Here is a 19,690-nt window from a genome sequence, read left to right as displayed (position 1 = left end):
CAGTGACCCAGGTGCGAATCGAAGACGTGTGGCCGCTGTCGCCGCTCCAGGAAGGACTGCTGTTCCACGCCCAGTACGACGAGCAGGCCCGCGACGTCTATGTGGAGCAGCGCGTCACCGATCTCGCCGCTCCACTGGACACGGAGGTACTGCGGGCGTCCTGGGAGGCGCTGCTGGGTCGGCACGCCAGCCTGCGCGCCAGTTTCCAGCAACCCCCGGGAATGCAGCAGGTCGTGCAGGTGGTGCTCCAGGGGGTGGCCCTGCCCTGGCGAGAGGTCGACCTCTCGGGACTGCCCGCCGCGGAGGCGGAGACGGAGGCCGCGAGGCTCATCGCGGCCGAGCACGAGCGCCGCTTCGATCCGGCGGTTCCGCCGCTGCTGCGGTTGCTGCTGTTGAGGCTGGACGAGTCCCGCTACCAGCTCGTGTTGACGATGCATCACATTTTGATGGACGGTTGGTCGCTGCCGGTTCTGTTCGGTGAGTTGTCCACGGTGTACGCGGCCGGTGGTGACGTGTCGGTGCTTCCGCCGGTCACGCCGTACCGGGAGTACTTGGCGTGGTTGGGCCGTCAGGACAAGGAGGCGGCGCGGGAGGCCTGGCGCGAGGCGCTCGCCGGGACGGTCGAGCCGACGCTCGTCCGCCCGACCGACCCCGGTGCCGATCCGGCGCTGCCCGAACACGCCACGGCCTGGGTCAACGAGCGGTTGACGGCGGAGTTGGGTGAGGTCGCCCGTGCGCACGGTCTGACGCTGAACACCGTGATCCAGGGCGTGTGGGGTGTGTTGGTCGGGATGTTGACCGGCCGCAGTGATGTCGTCTTCGGTGCCGTGGTGGCGGGTCGGCCGGCGGATCTGCCCGGTGTGGAGCAGATGCTGGGGCTGTTCATCAACACGGTGCCGGTGCGGGTACGCCTCGACCCGGACCGCACGGTCGCGGAGCTGCTGACCGAACTCCAGGTCCAGCAGGCCGAGCTCTTCGATCACCAGCACGTGGGGCTTTCGGAGATCCAGCGGATCGCCGGCCCCGGTGCGACCTTCGACTCCCTCGTGGTCTACCAGAACTATCCGGTACCCGCCGAAGGCGGTCTCGTACCGTCCGGCGGACTGCGGATCACCGGAGCCGCGAGCTCGGACACCGCCCACTATCCGCTGATCCTGGGCGTTGCCCCGGGCGACCGGCTGAGGCTCGGCTTCGACTACCAGTCCGATCTCTTCGACCCGGTCACCATCCAGGCCCTGGCCGGTCGGCTGATCCGCCTCCTGGAGCAGATCGCCGCCCACCCCACGCTGCCGGTCGGTCGGCTCGGCCTGCTGGACGAGGTCGAGCGCGGTACCGTCCTCCAGGAGTGGAACGACACCGCTCAGCCGCTGCCCGTACGTACGCTCCCGGGGTTGTTCGCGGCGCAGGTGGCTCGGACCCCGGGTGCGGTGGCGGTGGCCGGTGCGGGTGTGGAGTGGACGTACGGCGAGTTGGACGCGCGTGCGGATCGTGTGGCGCGTTGGCTCGCGGCTCGGGGCGTGGGTCCGGAGTGCCGGGTCGGCGTGGTGATGGACCGGTCGCCCGAGCTGATCGCCGTCCTGCTGGGTGTGGTGAAGGCGGGCGCGGCGTACGTGCCGGTGGATCCGGGATATCCGGCAGAACGCGTGGGGTTCATTCTGGGTGATGCCGAGCCCACTCTCGTGCTGACGACGGCCGCGCACGCGGACAAGGTCGTCGGGGCGGTGGTCTGGGACGATCCGGCGGTGGCCGCGGAGGTCTCGGCGGCGGAGGGCGCGGCGCCGGCGAGGGTGGCGCCGGAGAGCCTCGCGTACGTGATGTACACGTCTGGGTCGACCGGCCGGCCGAAGGGTGTGGCGGTGACGCACGGGAACGTGGCGAGTTTTGTCGCGGACCGGAGTTGGCGTGATGACGTGGTCGAGCGGGTCCTGGTGCAGGCGAACCACGCCTTCGACGCGTCGACGTACGAGATCTGGGTGCCCCTCACCCGGGGCGGCCGACTGGTCGTCATGCGTTCCGGCGACGTCGACGCGGCCGAACGCGGCCGGTTGATCGCCGAGCACGGTGTCACGAACGTGCATGCCACGGCCGGTCTTTTCGGAGTGCTGGCGGAGGAGTCGCCGGAGATCTTCGCGGGCGTGCGTGAGGTGTCGACCGGTGGTGACGTCGTGTCGGCGTCGGCGATCCGGGCGTTGCTGGCCGCGCATCCGGGGTTGACGGTTCGCTCGACGTACGGGCCGACGGAGACGACCGCGTTCACCACCCAGATCCCCTACGTCACAGGCGACGTGGTTCCGGCGAGCGTGCCGATCGGCCGGCCGATGGACAACGCGCGCACCTACGTACTCGACGAGTTCCTGCGCCCGGTGCCTCCGGGCGTGACCGGCGAGTTGTATGTGGCGGGGTCCGGTCTGGCGCGGGGCTATGACGGTCGGGCGGCTCTGACGGCGGAGCGGTTCGTGGCCTGCCCGTTCGGTGGTTCGGCGGAGCGGATGTACCGGACCGGTGACCTGGCGCGGTGGACGGCGGACGGCCAACTGGTCTTCGTCGGCCGTGCCGACGATCAGGTGAAGATCCGTGGCTTCCGGATCGAGCCGGCCGAGGTCGAGGCGGTACTCGCCGCCCACGAGAGCGTCGCTCAGGTCGCCGTGATCGTGCGCGAGGACCAGCCGGGCGTCAAGCGGCTCGTCGCCTACGTGGTCGGCGAAGCCACGGGAGCGGACCCGAACACGCTGCTCGACCATGTCGCGGACAACCTGCCGGACTACATGGTCCCCGCCGCCGTGGTCCTCGTGCGATCCCTCCCGGTGACCGTCAACGGAAAGCTGGACCGGGCCGCCCTGCCCGCCCCGGACTTCACCGGCAGGGCAGGTCGCGGTTCCGCGACACCGCTCGAAGAGGTGCTCTGCGGGCTGTTCGGCGAGGTGCTGGGTCTGGAGTGGGTCGGGGCCGAGGACTCCTTCTTCGAACTCGGCGGCGACTCCCTCCTCGCGATGCGGCTCGTGGCCCGGATCCGCGCGGTGCTGAACGCCGAGGTCACCGTCCGTGATCTGTTCGGCGCGATGTCCGCGGCCGGGATGGCCCGGCTGGTGGACGGCAACGAGAACGTCGTGCGGACCCGCCTCGTCGCCCGCGAAAGGCCCGAGGTGCTGCCGCTGTCGTTCGGCCAGCAGCGCATGTGGTTCCTCAACCAGCTGGAGGAACAGGGGGCGGGCGCCGGATACAACGTGCCGCTCACCCTGCGACTCTCCGGCTCGCTGGACGTCACCGCGCTCGAAGCGGCCCTCGCGGACGTGGCGGACCGGCACGAATCGCTGCGTACCGTCTACGCGGAGACCGAGGGCGTCCCCCGGCAGGACATCCTGCACGGTCCCGCCGGACACCCCTCCCTCCGGATCCGCGAGGTCGCCGCCGAGAACCTGGCCGGTGTGCTGGAGGCGAGCACCGCACGCGGATTCGATCTGGCGCGGGACCTGCCGTGGCGGGCCGAGCTGCTGGTCCTGTCGGAGACCGAGTCGGTACTGGTGCTGGTGGCGCATCACATCGCGGTGGACGGCTGGTCGATGGGCGCCCTGTCCCGGGACCTCCAGACCGCGTACGCGGCCCGGCGCAGCGGATCGGCACCGGGCTGGTCGCCGCTGCCGGTCCAGTACGCCGACTACGCGCTCTGGCAGCGCGAGGTCCTCGGCGAACTCGACGACCCGGACAGCCTGATCAGCGCCCAGCTCGGCTACTGGCGGGAGGCCCTGGCCGAGCTGCCCGAGGAATTGGCGCTCCCCGTGGACCGACCGCGGCCCGCGAAGTCCGCGTTCCAGGGCGGGTCGCTTCCCCTGCGCTTCGACGCGCACACGCACGCCGAGCTGGTGAAACTGGCCCAGCAGGGTTCGGCGACCATGTTCATGGTGGTCCAGGCGGCGCTCGCGATGCTGCTCACCCGGCTCGGGGCCGGCACGGACATCCCCATCGGCACGACCGTCGCCGGCCGAGGGGACAGCGCGCTGGAGGACCTCGCCGGGTTCTTCGTCAACACCCTCGTGCTGCGCACGGACGCGAGCGGCGATCCCACCTTCGCCGAACTGCTGGCCCGGGTACGGGAGACCGACCTGGCCGCCTACACCCACCAGGACCTGCCGTTCGAGCGCCTCGTGGACGACCTGAACCCGGCCCGTTCGCTGTCCCGGAACCCGCTGTTCCAGATCATGCTGGTCCTGCAGAACCTGCCCGAGACGCAGCGACCGTGGGAGATGCCCGGCCTCCGGATCGAGCCGATGCCCGGCGGTGACACCGTAGCGGCGCGCGTCGACCTGTCCGTCAACCTGGCCGAACGACGTGACGAGCAGGGCGCCCCCGCCGGGATCATCGGCGACCTCCAGTACGCCACCGACCTGTTCGACAGGGACACCGCCGAGGCGCTGGCCGACCGGCTGGCACGGGTACTGGAACAGGTGGCGGCCGATCCGTCGCTGAGGATCAGCCGGCTCGACGTCCTCGACGCCATGGAGGAGCACGCGGTCGTCGAGGGGTGGAACGACACCGCGTGGCCGGTGCCGAAGGTGTCGTTGGCGGCGCTCTTCGAGCAGCAGGTGGCACGGACCCCCGACGCCGTGGCGGTGATGGGTGAGGGCGTCTCGCTGACCTATGCCGAGCTGGACGAGCGGGCCAACCGCGTGGCGAGGTGGCTGGCCGGCCGGGGCGTGGGCCCGGAGAGCCGGGTCGCCGTGGTGATGGACCGGTCCGTGGAGCTGATCGCGCTGCTGCTGGGCGTCGTGAAGGCGGGCGCGGCGTACGTGCCGGTGGACCCGTCGTATCCGGCCGAGCGGGTCGATCGGATCCTGACGGCTGCGGCCCCCGGGCTGGTGCTCCGCACGCGCGAGACGGCGGATCCGGTGTCCGGGACGGGTGTCGAGCGGGTCGTCTGGGACGACCCCGCAGTGGTGGCGGAAGTCGCCTCGTGTTCGGGTCCCGCTCCGAAGGCGGAGGTGTCGGCCGGTTCGGCCGTGTACGTGACGTTCGCGTCGGGGTCGACGGGTGAGCCGAAGGGCATCGTGGCCACGCACGGTGGTGTCACGGCTGCGCTGCTCGACCGGGCCTGGTCGGTGGGCGCGGGTGACCGCGTTCTGATGCACGCCCCGCACTCCTCGGACGCGTCGATGTTCGAGGTGTGGGTGCCGTTGGTCCGTGGTGCCGCGGTGGTCGTGGCGCCGGCGGGTGTGGTGGACGGTGCGGCGCTCCGAGGTCTGGTCGCGGCGCACGGTGTGACGGTGGTGCACGTCACGGCGGATCTCTTCGGGGTGTGGGCGGAGGAGTCCCCGGAGGTCTTCGCGGGCGTGGCCGAGGTGTTCACCGGCGGTCACGTGGTGCCGGCGGGTTCGGTGGCGCGAGTTTCGGCGGCATCGCCCGGGTTGCGGGTGCGGCATCTGTACGGGCCCACGGAAACCGTTTCGCACGCGACGACGTTCGCGGTGGAGCCGGGCGCTGAGGTGCCCTCCGTCCTGCCGATCGGTGTGCCGACGGACAACAGTCGGGCCTACGTCCTGGATGAGTTCCTTCGGCCGGTGGCCCCGGGTGTGACGGGTGAGCTGTACGTCGCGGGGCCGGGGCTGGCTCGTGGCTACGACGGTCGGGCGGGGCTGACGGCGGAGCGGTTCGTGGCCTGCCCGTTCGGTGGTGTCGCGGAACGGATGTACCGGACGGGGGACCTCGCCCGCTGGTCGCGGGACGGGCAGCTGTCGTTCGTCGGCCGCGTGGACGACCAGGTGAAGATCCGTGCCTCCCGGATCAAGCCGGCGGGGAACGAGCCGGGGGAGATCGAGACGGTCCCGGTGGGGCGGGGACCGGAGACGCGGTTGGAGGAGGCGTTGTGCGGCCTGTTCGGCCGGCTGCTGGGACTGGAGCAGGTGAGCGTCGACGGCTCGTTCTTCGAACTCGGCGGTGACTCGCTGCTCGCCATGCGCCTGATCGCCAGGATCCGCAAGACCCTCGACACGGAGATCACCATCTCCGAGTTCTTCGGTGCGCCGACCGTCGCGGGAATCGCCCGGCTCGTGGAGGCCGACCGGGGAGCCCAGGTCCGGGCCGGTGTGGTCGTACGGGAACGTCCCGAGGTGCTGCCGCTGTCGTTCGGTCAGCAGCGGATGTGGTTCCTCAACCGCCTGGAGGAGGCCGGGGCGGGGGCCGGCTACAACGTGGCGCTCGCGCTCCGACTGACCGGCGAGCTGAACATCGAGGCCCTGGCGGCGGCCCTGCACGATGTCGCCGACCGGCACGAGACGCTCCGCACCGTGTTCCCCGAGACCGAGGGCGTTCCCCGGCAGCAGGTCCTGGAAGGCGCGGAAGGCCGGACGGCCCTGCACATCCGACAGGTCGCTCCTTCGGAACTGCCGACGGTGGTGGCCGACACGGCGCGCAGGGCGTTCGACCTGGCGCAGGAGCTGCCGTGGCGGACCGAGTTGTCGGTCCTGTCGGAGAGCAAGTCGGTGCTGGTGCTGGTGGCGCATCACATCGCGGTGGACGGCTGGTCGATGGGTGTGCTTGCGGGGGACCTGCGGACGGCCTTCGAGGCGCGTCTGCACGGTACGGAGATCGCCTGGTCGCCGCTGCCGGTCCAGTACGCCGACTACGCGCTCTGGCAGCGCGAGGTCCTCGGCGAACTCGACGACCCGGACAGCCTCATCAGCGCCCAGATCGCCCACTGGCGCCGGGTACTGGCGGACCTGCCCGAAGAACTGGTCCTGCCCGTGGACCGCACGAGGCCCGCGGTCTCCTCGTTCGTCGGCGGGGAGGTCAGAGTCGAGGTCGACGCGAGCACGCACGCCGGACTCGTCGAAGTCGCCCAGGAGGGCTCGGCCACGACGTTCATGGTGCTCCAGGCGGCGCTGGCGATGCTGCTGGCCCGGCTCGGCGCCGGCACGGACATCCCCATCGGCACCGCGGTCGCCGGCCGCGGCGACAGCTCCCTCGACGACCTCGCCGGGTTCTTCCTCAACACGCTCGTGCTGCGCACCGACGCCGGCGGCGACCCCACCTTCGAGGAACTGCTCGCCCGGGTCCGGGACACTGACCTGACGGCGTACGCCCACCAGGACGTGCCGTTCGAGCGTCTCGTGGACGACCTCAACCCCGTCCGCTCGTTGTCCAGGCACCCGCTGTTCCAGATCATGCTGGCGGTGCAGAACGACGCCCGGACGGACGATTCATGGGATCTGCCCGGTCTGCGGGTGCGCCCCATGCCGGCGGACGAGCGGGTCGTGAGCCGCTTCGACCTTTCCATCGGCATGAACGAGCTTCGCGACGAACAGGGCGTCCCCGCAGGGCTCCGCGGCACCGTCCAGTACGCCACCGACCTCTTCGACCAGCAGACCGTCGAGGCGCTCGCCGACCGACTTCGGCGAGTACTGGAGCAGGTGGCTGCCGACCCGCAGGTGCGGATCAGCCGGCTCGATGTGCTCGACGCGGCTGAGGAGGAGTCGGTCGTCGCCGGTTGGAACGACACGGCTCGGCCGGTCCAGGCGGGAAGTCTTCCGGAGTTGTTCGGTGCGCAGGTGGTGCGGACTCCGGATGCGGTGGCGGTGGTGTCGGGGGATGCCACGCTGACGTATGCGGAGTTGGATGCGCGTGCGGAGCGGGTTGCGCGCCGGCTGGCTGGTCGTGGGATCGGTCGGGAGTGCCGGGTCGGTGTGGTGATGGACCGGTCGGTTGAGCTTGTCGCTGTGCTGTTGGGTGTGGTGAAGGCGGGCGCGGCGTATGTGCCGTTGGATGGTGATCATCCGGTGGAGCGGTTGCGTGCGGTGGTGGCCGAGGCCGGGGTTGCGTTGGTGGTGGCCGATCGTGAGGTGGACGGGCTCGCGACGACGTCGGTCGAGGAGTTGTTCGAGGCACCCTGCGATGTGGCTGCGCCGGCCGTGAGGCTGTCGCCGGAGAGCCTCGCGTATGTGATGTACACGTCGGGGTCGACCGGCCGGCCGAAGGGTGTGGCGGTGACGCACGGGAACGTGGCGAGTTTTGTCGCGGACCGGAGTTGGCGTGATGGCGTGGTCGAGCGGGTTTTGGTGCAGGCGAACCACGCCTTCGATGCGTCGACGTACGAGATCTGGGTGCCCCTGACGCGTGGTGGCCGACTGGTGTTGCTGCCTGCGGGTGAGAAAGATGCGGTCGCGCGGGGCCGGTTGATCGCCGAGCACGGTGTGACGAACGTGCACGCGACGGCCGGTTTGTTCCGGGTGTTGGCGGAGGAGTCGCCGGAGATCTTCGCGGGTGTGCGCGAGGTGTCGACCGGCGGTGACGTCGTATCGGCGTCGGCGATCAGGGCGTTGCTGGCCGCGTATCCGGGGTTGACGGTTCGGTCGACGTACGGGCCGACGGAGACGACGGCGTTCACCACCCAGATCCCCTACGTCACAGGCGACGTGGTTCCGGCGAGCGTGCCGATCGGCCGCCCGATGGACAACGCACGCACCTACGTACTCGACGAGTTCCTGCGCCCGGTACCGCCGGGCGTGACCGGCGAGCTGTATGTGGCCGGCTCCGGTCTGGCGCGGGGTTATGACGGTCGGGCCGCCCTCACGGCAGAACGTTTTGTGGCGTGCCCGTATGGCGGTGGCCGGATGTACCGGACGGGTGACCTGGCCCGGTGGTCCTCCGAGGGGCAGTTGCTTTTCGAAGGTCGTGTGGACGATCAGGTGAAGATCCGTGGTTTCCGGATCGAGCCGGCCGAGGTCGAGGCGGTGCTGGCCGCGCACGAGAGCGTCGGTCAGGTCGCGGTGATCGTGCGGGAGGACCAGCGGGGCGTGAAGCGCCTGGTCGCGTACGTAGTCCCGGCCGACGTGGATGCTGACGTCGACGTCGTACTGCTCGGGGGCCATGTCGCGGGCAAGTTGCCGGACTACATGGTCCCGGCCGCGATCGTGCAGCTGGACACCTTGCCCGTCACGGTGAACGGCAAGTTGGACCGCGGCGCCCTTCCCGCCCCCGAGTTCGGTGGCGAAGGACGGGCTCCGGCGACCCCCGCCGAGGCGGCGCTGTGCGCGCTCTTCGCCGACGTCCTGGGCCTGGAGCGGGTCGGCGCCGAGGACTCGTTCTTCGCCCTCGGCGGCGACTCGCTGCTCGCGATGCGTGTCATCGCCAAGATCCGATCCGAGTTGAGCGCCGAGGTCAACATTCGGGAGCTGTTCGGCGCGCCGACGGTCGCCGCGATCGCCCGGCTGGTGGAGAGCGCCCAGGACGGCCTCGTCCGGACCGGCGTCGTCGTACGGGAACGCCCCGAAGTGCTGCCGCTGTCCTTCGGCCAGCAGCGGATGTGGTTCCTCAACCGGCTGGAGGAAGCCGGGGCGGGCGCCGCCTACAACGTGTCCCTGTCCGTCGGCCTGACCGGTGAGCTCGACGTGCCCGCCTTCGAGGCGGCCGTCCACGACGTGGCCGACCGGCACGAGACGCTCCGTACGGTCTTCACGGAGACCGAGGGTGTTCCCCGGCAGCACGTGCTGCACGGCCCCGAGTCCCGCCCGTCCCTGAACGTCCGCGAGGCGACCCGCGCCGAGCTGCCCCACCTGGTGGCCGCCGCCGGCAACCGCAGGTTCGACCTGTCCGCCGATCTTCCGTGGCGTGTCGAACTGCTGGCGCTCTCCGCCACCGAACACGTTCTCGTACTCGCGGGACATCACATCGCCGTCGACGGCTGGTCGATGGGCGTCCTCGCCCGTGACCTCTGGGACGCCTACAAGGCCCGCCACGCCGGAGCGGCCCCGCTCTGGAAGCCGCTGCCGGTGCAGTACGCCGACTACGCGCTCTGGCAGCACGAGGTCCTGGGCGACCCGCGTGACCCCGAGAGCCTGATCAGCGCCCAGCTCGGCTACTGGCGGCAGGCTCTGGCGGGGCTGCCGGAAGAAACTCCGCTCCCGGTGGACCGGGCGCGTCCCGCGACGTCCTCCTTCCGGGGCCGGTCGGTCCGGGTCCAGGTGGACGCCGCCGCGCATGCCGGGCTCGCGGAGGTCGCCGAACGGAATTCGGCGACGATGTTCATGGTGGTCCAGGCGGCGCTGGCCGTGCTGCTGAGTCGACTCGGGGCGGGCACCGACGTTCCGCTGGGCACCGTGGTCGCGGGCCGCGGCGACAGTGCGCTCGACGATCTGGCCGGGTTCTTCGTCAACACCCTCGTGCTGCGCACCGATGTCGGCGGCGACCCGACCTTCGGCGAGTTGCTGGCCCGGGTCCGGGACACGGACCTGTCGGCGTACGCCCATCAGGACGTGCCGTTCGAGCGGCTGGTGGACGAGCTGAACCCGGCCCGTTCGCTGTCCCGACACCCGCTGTTCCAGATCATGCTGATCCTGCAGAACGTGCCCCGCAGCGAAACGCCGTGGGACGTGCCGGGCCTGAGCATCGAACCGATGCCTGTCGACGAGAACGTGGCGGCCAGGTTCGACCTGTCCGTCAACCTCTCCGAACTGCGCGACGAACAGGGAACGCCCGAGGGGATCCTCGGCAGTCTCCAGTACGCCACGGACCTGTTCGACGAGTCGACCGCCGTGGCCCTGGCGGCCCGGCTCACGAGGGTCCTGGAGCAGATCGCGGCCGATCCGGAGGTCCGGATCAGTCAGGTCGAGGTGCTCGACGGGACCGAACGGCAGGCGGTTCTGCGGGAATGGAACGATTCCGTCCGGCCGGTTCCGGCCGCCACTCTCCCGGAGCTGTTCCAGGCGCAGGTGGCGCGGACCCCCGACGCGCCGGCGGTGATCGGCGAACGGTCCTTCGCGTATGCGGAGCTGGAGCGCCGCGCCAACCGCGTCGCGCACTGGCTGATCGGCCGGGGGGTCGGCCCGGAGGACCGGGTCGGCGTCCTGATGGAGCGCTCGGCCGACCTGGTCGTGGTCCAGCTCGCCGTGTCGAAGGCCGGCGCGGCCTTCGTCCCGGTGGACCCGAACTATCCCTCCGAGCGGATCGGGTTCGTGCTCGCCGACGCTTCGCCGTCCCTGGTGCTGTGCACGAGCGGCACCGAGGGCCTGCTCGCCGAGGACGTCGAGCGGGTGGTGTGGGACGACCCCGCCACGGAGGCCGAGATCGCGGACCGTCCGGCGCACGCACCGCTCACGTCGCTGCGTCCCGAGCATCCGGCCTACGTGATCTACACATCCGGCTCGACCGGTACCCCCAAGGGCGTGGTCGTCACTCACAAGGGCCTCGCCGGCCTGGCCGGCTGCCAGATCGAACGGTTCGATGTGGGGCCGGGGTCGCGGGTGCTGCAGTTCGCGGCGCTCGGGTTCGACGCCTCGGTATGGGAACTGGTCATGGCGTTGACGTCCGGGGCGGCCCTCGTCACGGCCCCGGCCGACCGGATGCCGCCGTACGGGCCGCTCGAAGACCTCCTCGGCGACTACGGGATCACGCACGTGACCTTGCCGCCTTCGGTGCTGGCCGCGGCCACGGAGCTTCCCGAGTCCGTGGGGACGGTCGTCGTCGCGGGCGAGGTCTGCCCGCCGTCCCTCGTCACCGCATGGTCGCAGCGGTTGAACCTGATCAACGCCTACGGGCCGACCGAGACGACGGTCTGCGCGACCATGACGGACGCGCTGACGGCCGAGTCGGCCGAGTCGGGCCGGTCGAGCGTGCCGATCGGCGGCCCCGTGTGGAACACCCGGGTGTTCGTGCTGGACGAGTTCCTGCGTCCGCTGCCGCCCGGCGTCGTCGGGGAGCTGTACGTCGCCGGCGACGGGCTGGCCCGCGGTTACGCGGGTCGGGCGGCTCTGACGGCGGAGCGGTTCGTGGCCTGCCCGTTCGGTGGTTCGGCGGAGCGGATGTACCGGACCGGTGACCTGGCGCGCTGGACGGCGGACGGGCAACTCCTCTTCGCCGGTCGGGCGGACGATCAGGTGAAGATCCGCGGCTTCAGGATCGAGCCGGGTGAGATCGAGGCGGTGCTGGCCGCGCACGAGAGCGTCGGTCAGGTCGCGGTGATCGTGCGCGAGGACCAGCCGGGCATCAGGAGGCTGGTCGCCTACGTCGTCACGGCCGGAGAGGAAGTCGCCGGCGACGTGCTGCGGCAGTACGCGGCGGATGTGCTCCCGGACCACATGGTCCCGGCCGCCGTCGTCGCACTCGGCTCCCTGCCCACGACCGTCAACGGGAAGCTGGACCGGGCCCTGCTGCCCGCCCCCGACTTCGCCGACGGGGAGGGCCGGGCGCCGGCCACCCCCGCGGAGGAGGCGTTGTGCGGGCTGTTCGCCGAGGTGCTCGGCCTGGAGCAGGTGAGTGCCGACGGCTCGTTCTTCGAACTCGGCGGTGACTCGCTGCTCGCCATGCGCCTGATCGCCAAGGCCCGCTCGGTCCTCGACGTCGAGATCAACATCCGGGAACTGTTCGCGGCGCCGACCGTCGCCGGACTGGCCCGGCTGGTCGACGGCGGCCGGGGGGACGTCCGGGCCGGCGTGGTCGTGCGGGAGCGCCCCGAGGTGGTGCCGCTGTCGTTCGGCCAGCAGCGCATGTGGTTCCTCAACCGGCTGGAGGAGGCCGGGGCGGGGGCCGGGTACAACGTGCCGCTGGCGCTGCGCCTGTCCGGCGAACTGAACGTCGAGGCGCTCGAAGCGGCACTCCACGATGTGGCGGACCGGCACGAGACGCTCCGTACGAGGTTCCCGGAGACCGAGGGCGTACCCCGGCAGGAGGTCCTCGACGGCGCCGCGGGCCGCACCGCCCTGCGGGTCCGCCGGGTCGCGCACGACGACCTCCCCGAGATCCTGGCCGAGGTGGCGCGGCGGGGCTTCGACCTGACGCGCGAACAGCCGTGGCGGACCGAGTTGTTGGTCCTGTCGGAGAGCGAGTCGGTGCTGGTGCTGGTGGCGCATCACATCGCGGTGGACGGCTGGTCGATGGGTGTGCTTGCGGGGGACCTGCGGACGGCTTTCGAGGCGCGTCTGCACGGTACGGAGATCGGCTGGTCGCCGCTGCCGGTCCAGTACGCCGACTACGCGCTCTGGCAGCGCGAGGTCCTCGGCGAACTCGACGACCCGGACAGCCTCATCAGCTCCCAGATCGCGCACTGGCGCCGGGCACTGGCGGACCTGCCCGAGGAACTGCCCCTGCCGGTGGACCGGACGCGGCCCGCGGTCTCGTCCTACCGGGGCGGCTCCGTCCGGCTGGAGATCGGGACGGAGGCCCACTCGGGGCTGATCGAAGCCGCCCAGCGGAGCTCGGCGACGGTGTTCATGGTGGTCCAGGCGGCGCTGGCGATGCTGCTCACCCGGCTCGGCGCCGGCACGGACATCCCCATCGGCACCGCGGTCGCCGGCCGCGGCGACAGCTCCCTCGACGACCTCGCCGGGTTCTTCGTGAACAGCCTGGTGCTGCGCACCGATGTGAGCGGAGACCCCACCTTCACCGAGCTCTTGGACCGGGTGCGGGAGGCCGACCTGTCGGCGTACGCCCATCAGGACGTGCCGTTCGAGCGGCTGGTGGACGAGCTGAACCCGGCCCGTTCGCTGTCCCGGCACCCGCTGTTCCAGATCATGCTGGTCCTCCAGAACCTCCCTCAGGGCGGCTCCGCCTGGGAGCTCCCGGGGCTCGACGTCCGGCCGATGCCGGCGGACGACACCGCCGCCGCGCGGTTCGACCTCTCGTTCACACTGGCCGAACGTCGTGACGAACAGGGCGTTCCGGCGGGGATGGTGGGTGATCTGCAGTACGCGTCGGACCTGTTCGACGGGGTGTCGGCACAGGCGCTGGCCGGTCGTCTGGTGCGGGTGCTGGAGCAGGTGGCCGCTGATCCGTCGTTGCGGGTGAGCGGGCTGGATGTGCTCGACGCGGTGGAAGAGCATGCGGTGGTGGCGGGGTGGAACGACACCGCGTGGCCGGTGCCGGAGGCGTCGTTGGCGACCCTCTTCGAGGAGCAGGCGGCCCGGACCCCGGATGCGATGGCACTGATCGGTGCCGGCGCCGCTGCCGATGTGCGGTTGACGTACGCGGAGTTGGACGAGCGTGCGGACCGTGTGGCGGGGTGGCTCGCTGATCGGGGTGTGGGGCCGGAGCGCCGTGTCGGTGTGGTGATGGACAGGTCCCCCGAGTTGGTCGTGGTGTTGCTGGGCGTCGTGAAGGCCGGTGCGGCCTACGTGCCGGTGGACCCGTCGTATCCGGCCGAACGGGTGGGCCGGATCCTGTCGGGTGCGATGCCGGACGTGGTGCTGTGCACGGCGGCGACGGCGGGCCTGGTGTCCGGGCCGGCTGTCGAAAGGATCGTCTGGGACGACCCCGCGGTGGTGGCGGAAGTCGCCTCGTACGCGGGCCGGGGGCGGGTCCCGGTGGTGGGGGTGTCGGCGGGTTCGGCCGTGTACGTGATGTTCACGTCGGGGTCGACGGGCGAGCCGAAGGGCATCGTGGCCACGCACGGTGGCGTCACGGGCCTGGTGTCGGACCGGGGTTGGTCGGTGGGCACGGGTGACCGGGTCCTGCTGCACGCTCCGCACGCCTTCGACGCGTCGACGTTCGAGGTGTGGGTCCCGTTGGTCCGTGGTGCCGCGGTGGTCGTGGCGCCGGCGGGTGTGGTGGACGGTGCGGCGCTCCGAGGTCTGGTCGCGGCGCACGGTGTGACGGTGGTGCACGTCACGGCGGGTCTCTTCGGGGTGTTGGCGGAGGAGTCCCCGGAGGTCTTCGCGGGCGTGGCCGAGGTGTTGACCGGCGGTGACGTGGTGCCGGCGGGTTCGGTGGCGCGAGTTTCGGCGGCATCGCCCGGGTTGCGGGTGCGGCATCTGTACGGGCCCACGGAAACCACCCTGTGCTCCACGACGTTCGTGGTGGAGCACGGTGGCGAGGTGCCCGCCGTGCTGCCCATCGGCTCCCCGATGGACAACAGCCGGGCCTACGTACTCGACGAGTTCCTGCGACCGGTCGCACCGGGTGTGACGGGTGAGCTGTACCTGGCCGGGACCGGGCTGGCGCGGGGCTATGACGGCCGCGCCGCCCTGACGGCGGAGCGGTTCGTGGCCTGCCCGTTCGGTGGTGTCGCGGAACGGATGTACCGGACGGGGGACCTCGCCCGCTGGTCGCGGGACGGGCAGCTGTCGTTCGCGGGGCGCGTGGACGACCAGGTGAAGATCCGTGGATTCCGGATCGAGCCGGCGGAGATCGAGTCGGTCCTGGTGGGCCACGGGAGCGTCGGGCAGGTCGCGGTGATCGTCCGCGAGGACCGGCCGGGCACCAAACGACTCGTCGCCTACGTGGTCCCTACCAGTGCGGAAGCCGGTGCGGACGCTGGCGTGGACGCCGGTGCGGGCGCCGAGGGCGCCGAGGGCGCCGATCTCCTGGAGTTCGCCGCCCGGGCACTGCCGGACTACATGGTCCCCTCCGCCGTCGTCAGGCTCGCGTCCCTCCCGGTCACGGTGAACGGCAAGCTCGACCGTGCCGCACTGCCCGCCCCCGACCTCGCCGACGCGGAGGGCCGGGCACCGGCCACCGCCGCGGAGGAGGCGTTGTGCGGGCTGTTCGCCGAGGTGCTGGGACTGGAGCAGGTGAGTGTCGACGGCTCGTTCTTCGAACTCGGCGGTGACTCGCTGCTCGCCATGCGCCTGATCGCCAGGATCCGCTCCACCCTCGGCGCGGAGATCACCATCCGGGAGGTGTTCGCCGGGCCGACCGTCGCGGCGATGGCCCGACTGGTGGAAGCCGACGAGGGCGCCGCGCGGGCCGGCATAGCCGTTCGGGAACGTCCCGAGGTGCTGCCCCTTTCGTTCGGACAGCAGCGGATGTGGTTCCTCAGCCGGATGGAGCAGGCGGGCGCCGGCGCCGGTTACAACGTGCCGCTCGCGCTCGGACTCACCGGTGAGCTGGACATCCCGGCCCTGGAGGCGGCCCTGCACGATGTCGCCGACCGGCACGAGACGCTCCGCACCGTGTTCCCCTCGACGGACGGCAGCCCCCGCCAGGAGGTCCTCGCGGACCGCCCGGCCCTGGTCGTCCGCCGTGTTTCCCGGGCCGATCTGCACGAGATCATGGCCGAGGTGGCGGGTACGGGATTCGACCTGGCCCGCGAGGTGCCCTGGCGGACGCAACTGCTGACGGTTTCCCCCACGGAGCACGTGCTGGTGACCGCCGCCCACCACATCGCGGTGGACGGCTGGTCGATGGGCGTCCTCGCCCGGGACATCCAGACGGCGTACCGGGCCCGGCACGGCGGCGCGGAGCCGGGCTGGTCGCCCCTGCCGGTCCAGTACGCCGACTACGCGCTCTGGCAGCGCGAGGTCCTCGGTGAACTCGACGACCCGGACAGCCTGATCAGCGCCCAGCTCGGCTACTGGCGCCAAGCCCTGGCCGGTCTCCCCGCGGAGCTGACGCTCCCCGCGGACCGGACCCGGCCCGCGATCTCCTCCTTCGAGGGCGGCTCCGTCCCCCTCCGGCTCGGCGCGGAGGCGCACGCCGCCCTGGACGCCCTGGCGCGCCGCCGGTCGGCGACCCTGTTCATGGTGGTGCAGGCGGCGCTGGGCATGCTGCTGGCGCGGCTCGGCGCGGGCACCGACATCCCCATCGGCACCGCCGTGGCCGGCCGCCCCGACAGCGCCCTGGAGGACCTCGCGGGGTTCTTCGTCAACACCCTGGTGCTGCGCACCGACGTCAGCGGCGATCCCACGTTCGAGGAACTGCTCGCACGGGTCCGTGACACGGACCTGGCGGCCTACGCCCACCAGGACCTGCCCTTCGAGCGGCTCGTCGACGACCTCGACCACGTGCGCTCGCTCGCCCGGCAGCCGCTCTTCCAGGTCATGCTGGCGGTGCACTCCGGCGGCCCCGCCGAGGACACGTGGGAACTGCCCGGCCTCCGGGTGGAGCAGCTGAACCCGGAAGTCGCCGAGACGGCACGCTTCGACCTGTCGGTCGCGCTCGGGGAGTTCCGCGACGGGAGCGGTACGCCGGACGGCATCGGCGGCACCCTCCAGTACGCCACCGACCTCTTCGACGAGAGCACCGCCCGGGCCCTGGCCGACCGGCTCGTCAAGGTACTGGAACAGGTCGCGGCCGATCCGCGGGCCCGGGTCGGGCAGCTCGACGTCATCGAACCCGACGAGCGGCGCACGGTCCTGCGCGAGTGGAACGACACCGCACGCCCGGTCGCCGGAACCACCCTGCCCGAGCTGTTCGAGCGTCAGGCCGAACGGACCCCCGGCGCGATCGCCATCGCCGCCCCGGACGTCACCCTGACGTACGCGGAGGTGGACGCGCTGGCCAACCGCGTCGCGCACTGGCTGATGGGCCGCGGCATCGGCCCGGAGGACCGGGTCGCCGTGGTGATGGAACGCTCCGCCGACCTGCTGGTGGTGCTGCTGGGCGTCGTGAAGGCGGGCGCGGCCTACGTGCCGGTCGACCCCGGCTATCCGGCCGAGCGCATCGCGTTCATGCTCTCCGACGTGGACCCGGCCCTCGTGCTGTGCACCAGGGGGAGCCGCGGCGTTCCGCGCGACGGGTTCGAGGTCGCCGTGTGGGAGGAGGCCGTCGTCGGGATGGCGAGCTGCCCGCCGACCGCGCCCCGCGACGCCGACCGGTCGGCGGCCCTGCGCCCCGATCACCTGGCGTACGTGATGTACACCTCCGGGTCGACCGGTACTCCCAAGGGGGTCGAGGTCACGCACCGGAACGTCGTGAGCTTCGCCGAGGACCGGAGCTGGAGCGAGGAGGTCGTCGAGCGGGTCCTGGTGCAGGCCAACCACGCGTTCGACGCCTCGACGTACGAGATCTGGGTGACGCTCGCGCACGGTGGCAGCCTCGTCGTCATGCCGCCGGGTGACATCGGCGCGAGCGAGCGCGGCCGGCTCATCGCCGAGCACCGGGTCACGAACGTGCATGCCACCGCGGGGCTCTTCAGCCTCCTGGCAGAGGAGTCCCCGCAGATCTTCGCCGGGGTCCGTGAGGTCTCGACGGGCGGCGACGTGGTGTCCGCCGCGGCGATACGCACCCTGCTGGAGGCCCATCCCGGGCTGGTGGTGCGCACGACGTACGGGCCGACCGAAATGACGGCGTTCACCACCCAGATCCCGTACACCGCCGCCGACACGGTCCCGGCGACGGTGCCCATCGGCCGTCCGATGGACAACAGCCGGACCTTCGTGCTCGACGAGTTCCTGCACCCGCTGCCGCCCGGCGTGACCGGAGAGCTGTACGTGGCGGGCGCGGGGCTCGCCCGGAGCTACGCGGGACGCGCCGGCCTGACCGCCGAGCGGTTCGTCGCCTGCCCGTTCACCGAGGGCCCCGAGCGGATGTACCGGACGGGCGACCTCGCCCGCTGGTCCCCGGAGGGAGCCCTCGAGTTCGCGGGGCGGGCCGACGACCAGGTGAAGATCCGGGGCTTCCGGATCGAGCCGGGCGAGGTGGAGGCCGTCCTGGCCCGGCACGAGGGCGTCCGCCAGGTCGCCGTGACGGTGCGCGAGGACCGTGCGGGCGTGAAACGCCTGGTCGCCTACGTCGTCCCCGACGGACCGGGCGTCGACGGCGACGCGCTGCGCGAGTATGCGGCGGGAGCGCTGCCGGACTACATGGTGCCGGCCGCCTGGGTGACGCTGGAGTCCCTGCCCGTCACGGTCAACGGGAAGCTGGACCGGGCGGCGCTGCCCGCCCCGGACCCGACCGGTCCGGGAGCGGGCCGGGAGCCCAGGACGCGGGTGGAAGGGGTCCTGTGCGAGCTGTTCGCCGAGATCCTGGGCGTGGAGCAGGTCGGCGCCGAGGACTCGTTCTTCGAGCGGGGCGGCGATTCGCTGCTGGCGATGCGCCTGATCGAGCGGATCCGGACCGTGCTCGACACGGAGGTCAACGTTCGGGACCTGTTCGCCGGACCGACGGTCGCCGCGTTGGCCGCCGCCCTCGACAAGGACCGTGAGGCCGCGGGCGACTACGAGGTGATGCTGCCGCTGCGGACGGGCGGGGACCGGCCACCGCTGTTCTGCCTGCACTCCGGCGGGGGGCTCGCCTGGCACTACGCGGCCCTCGTGAACCATCTGCCGGACGAGTACCCGGTCTACGGGGTACAGGCGCGCGGTCTGGACGGATCGGGCTCGTTCCCGGCGAGCGTCGAGGAGATGGCGGCGGACTACGCCGCCCGGATCCGCTCCGTGCAGCCGAGCGGGCCGTACCACCTGCTCGGCTGGTCCTTCGGCGGAGTCGTCGCCCACGCCGTCGCCACGCACCTGCGGCAGGAAGGCGAAACCGTCGGCCTGCTGGCCGTCCTGGACGGCTACCCGAACCGCCGGATGGCGCAGGAGGACGCGGCCGGCGCCGCGGAGTTCGCCGCGTTCGGGGAGTTGCGGCCGGGCGACCGGCCCGTGCTGCTCCTCGACGGCGATGTCGTGGGGGACGCCCCCGAAGCCCCGGCGGACCGGGTCGACGAGACCCGGCGCGACGCGATGACGTCGGCCGTCCACCGGGTCGAGGAGAACAACCTGCGGCTCCTGCGCGGCTACACCCCCGGAGTGTTCGACGGGGACGTCCTGCTCTTCGTGGCGGCGCTGGGACGCCCGGAACTCCTGCCCGCGGAGGCCGCTCCGGAGGCCTGGCGGCCCTACGTGCGGGGCACGGTCGAGACCCGTTCGCTGGAGTCCGACCACCGCCGGATGATCAAGGGGGAGCCGCTCGCCGAGATCGCCCGCGTGCTGACGCGGAAGCTCGCGGACCGGCGTTGGTGATACCTCCCCGAAACCCTCTGATCCGTAGCGTTCGATCAAGAGTCCCG

General features: G+C 71.7%; 1 protein-coding gene. It reads left to right on the top strand.

The genetic code is table 11. The features are described 5' to 3' along the window. Positions 1–2: 2 nt before the first annotated feature. Positions 3–19,643, top strand: coding sequence for a non-ribosomal peptide synthase/polyketide synthase (locus tag ACFYZL_RS27280; protein WP_388682575.1), 19,641 nt, complete (start codon positions 3–5; stop codon positions 19,641–19,643). Positions 19,644–19,690 lie beyond the last annotated feature (47 nt).

It is taken from the genome of Streptomyces sp. NPDC001717 (genome assembly GCF_042892775.1).
In the GTDB taxonomy this organism is placed as follows: domain Bacteria; phylum Actinomycetota; class Actinomycetes; order Streptomycetales; family Streptomycetaceae; genus Streptomyces.
This window is presented reverse-complemented; position numbering and strand designations above follow the sequence as displayed.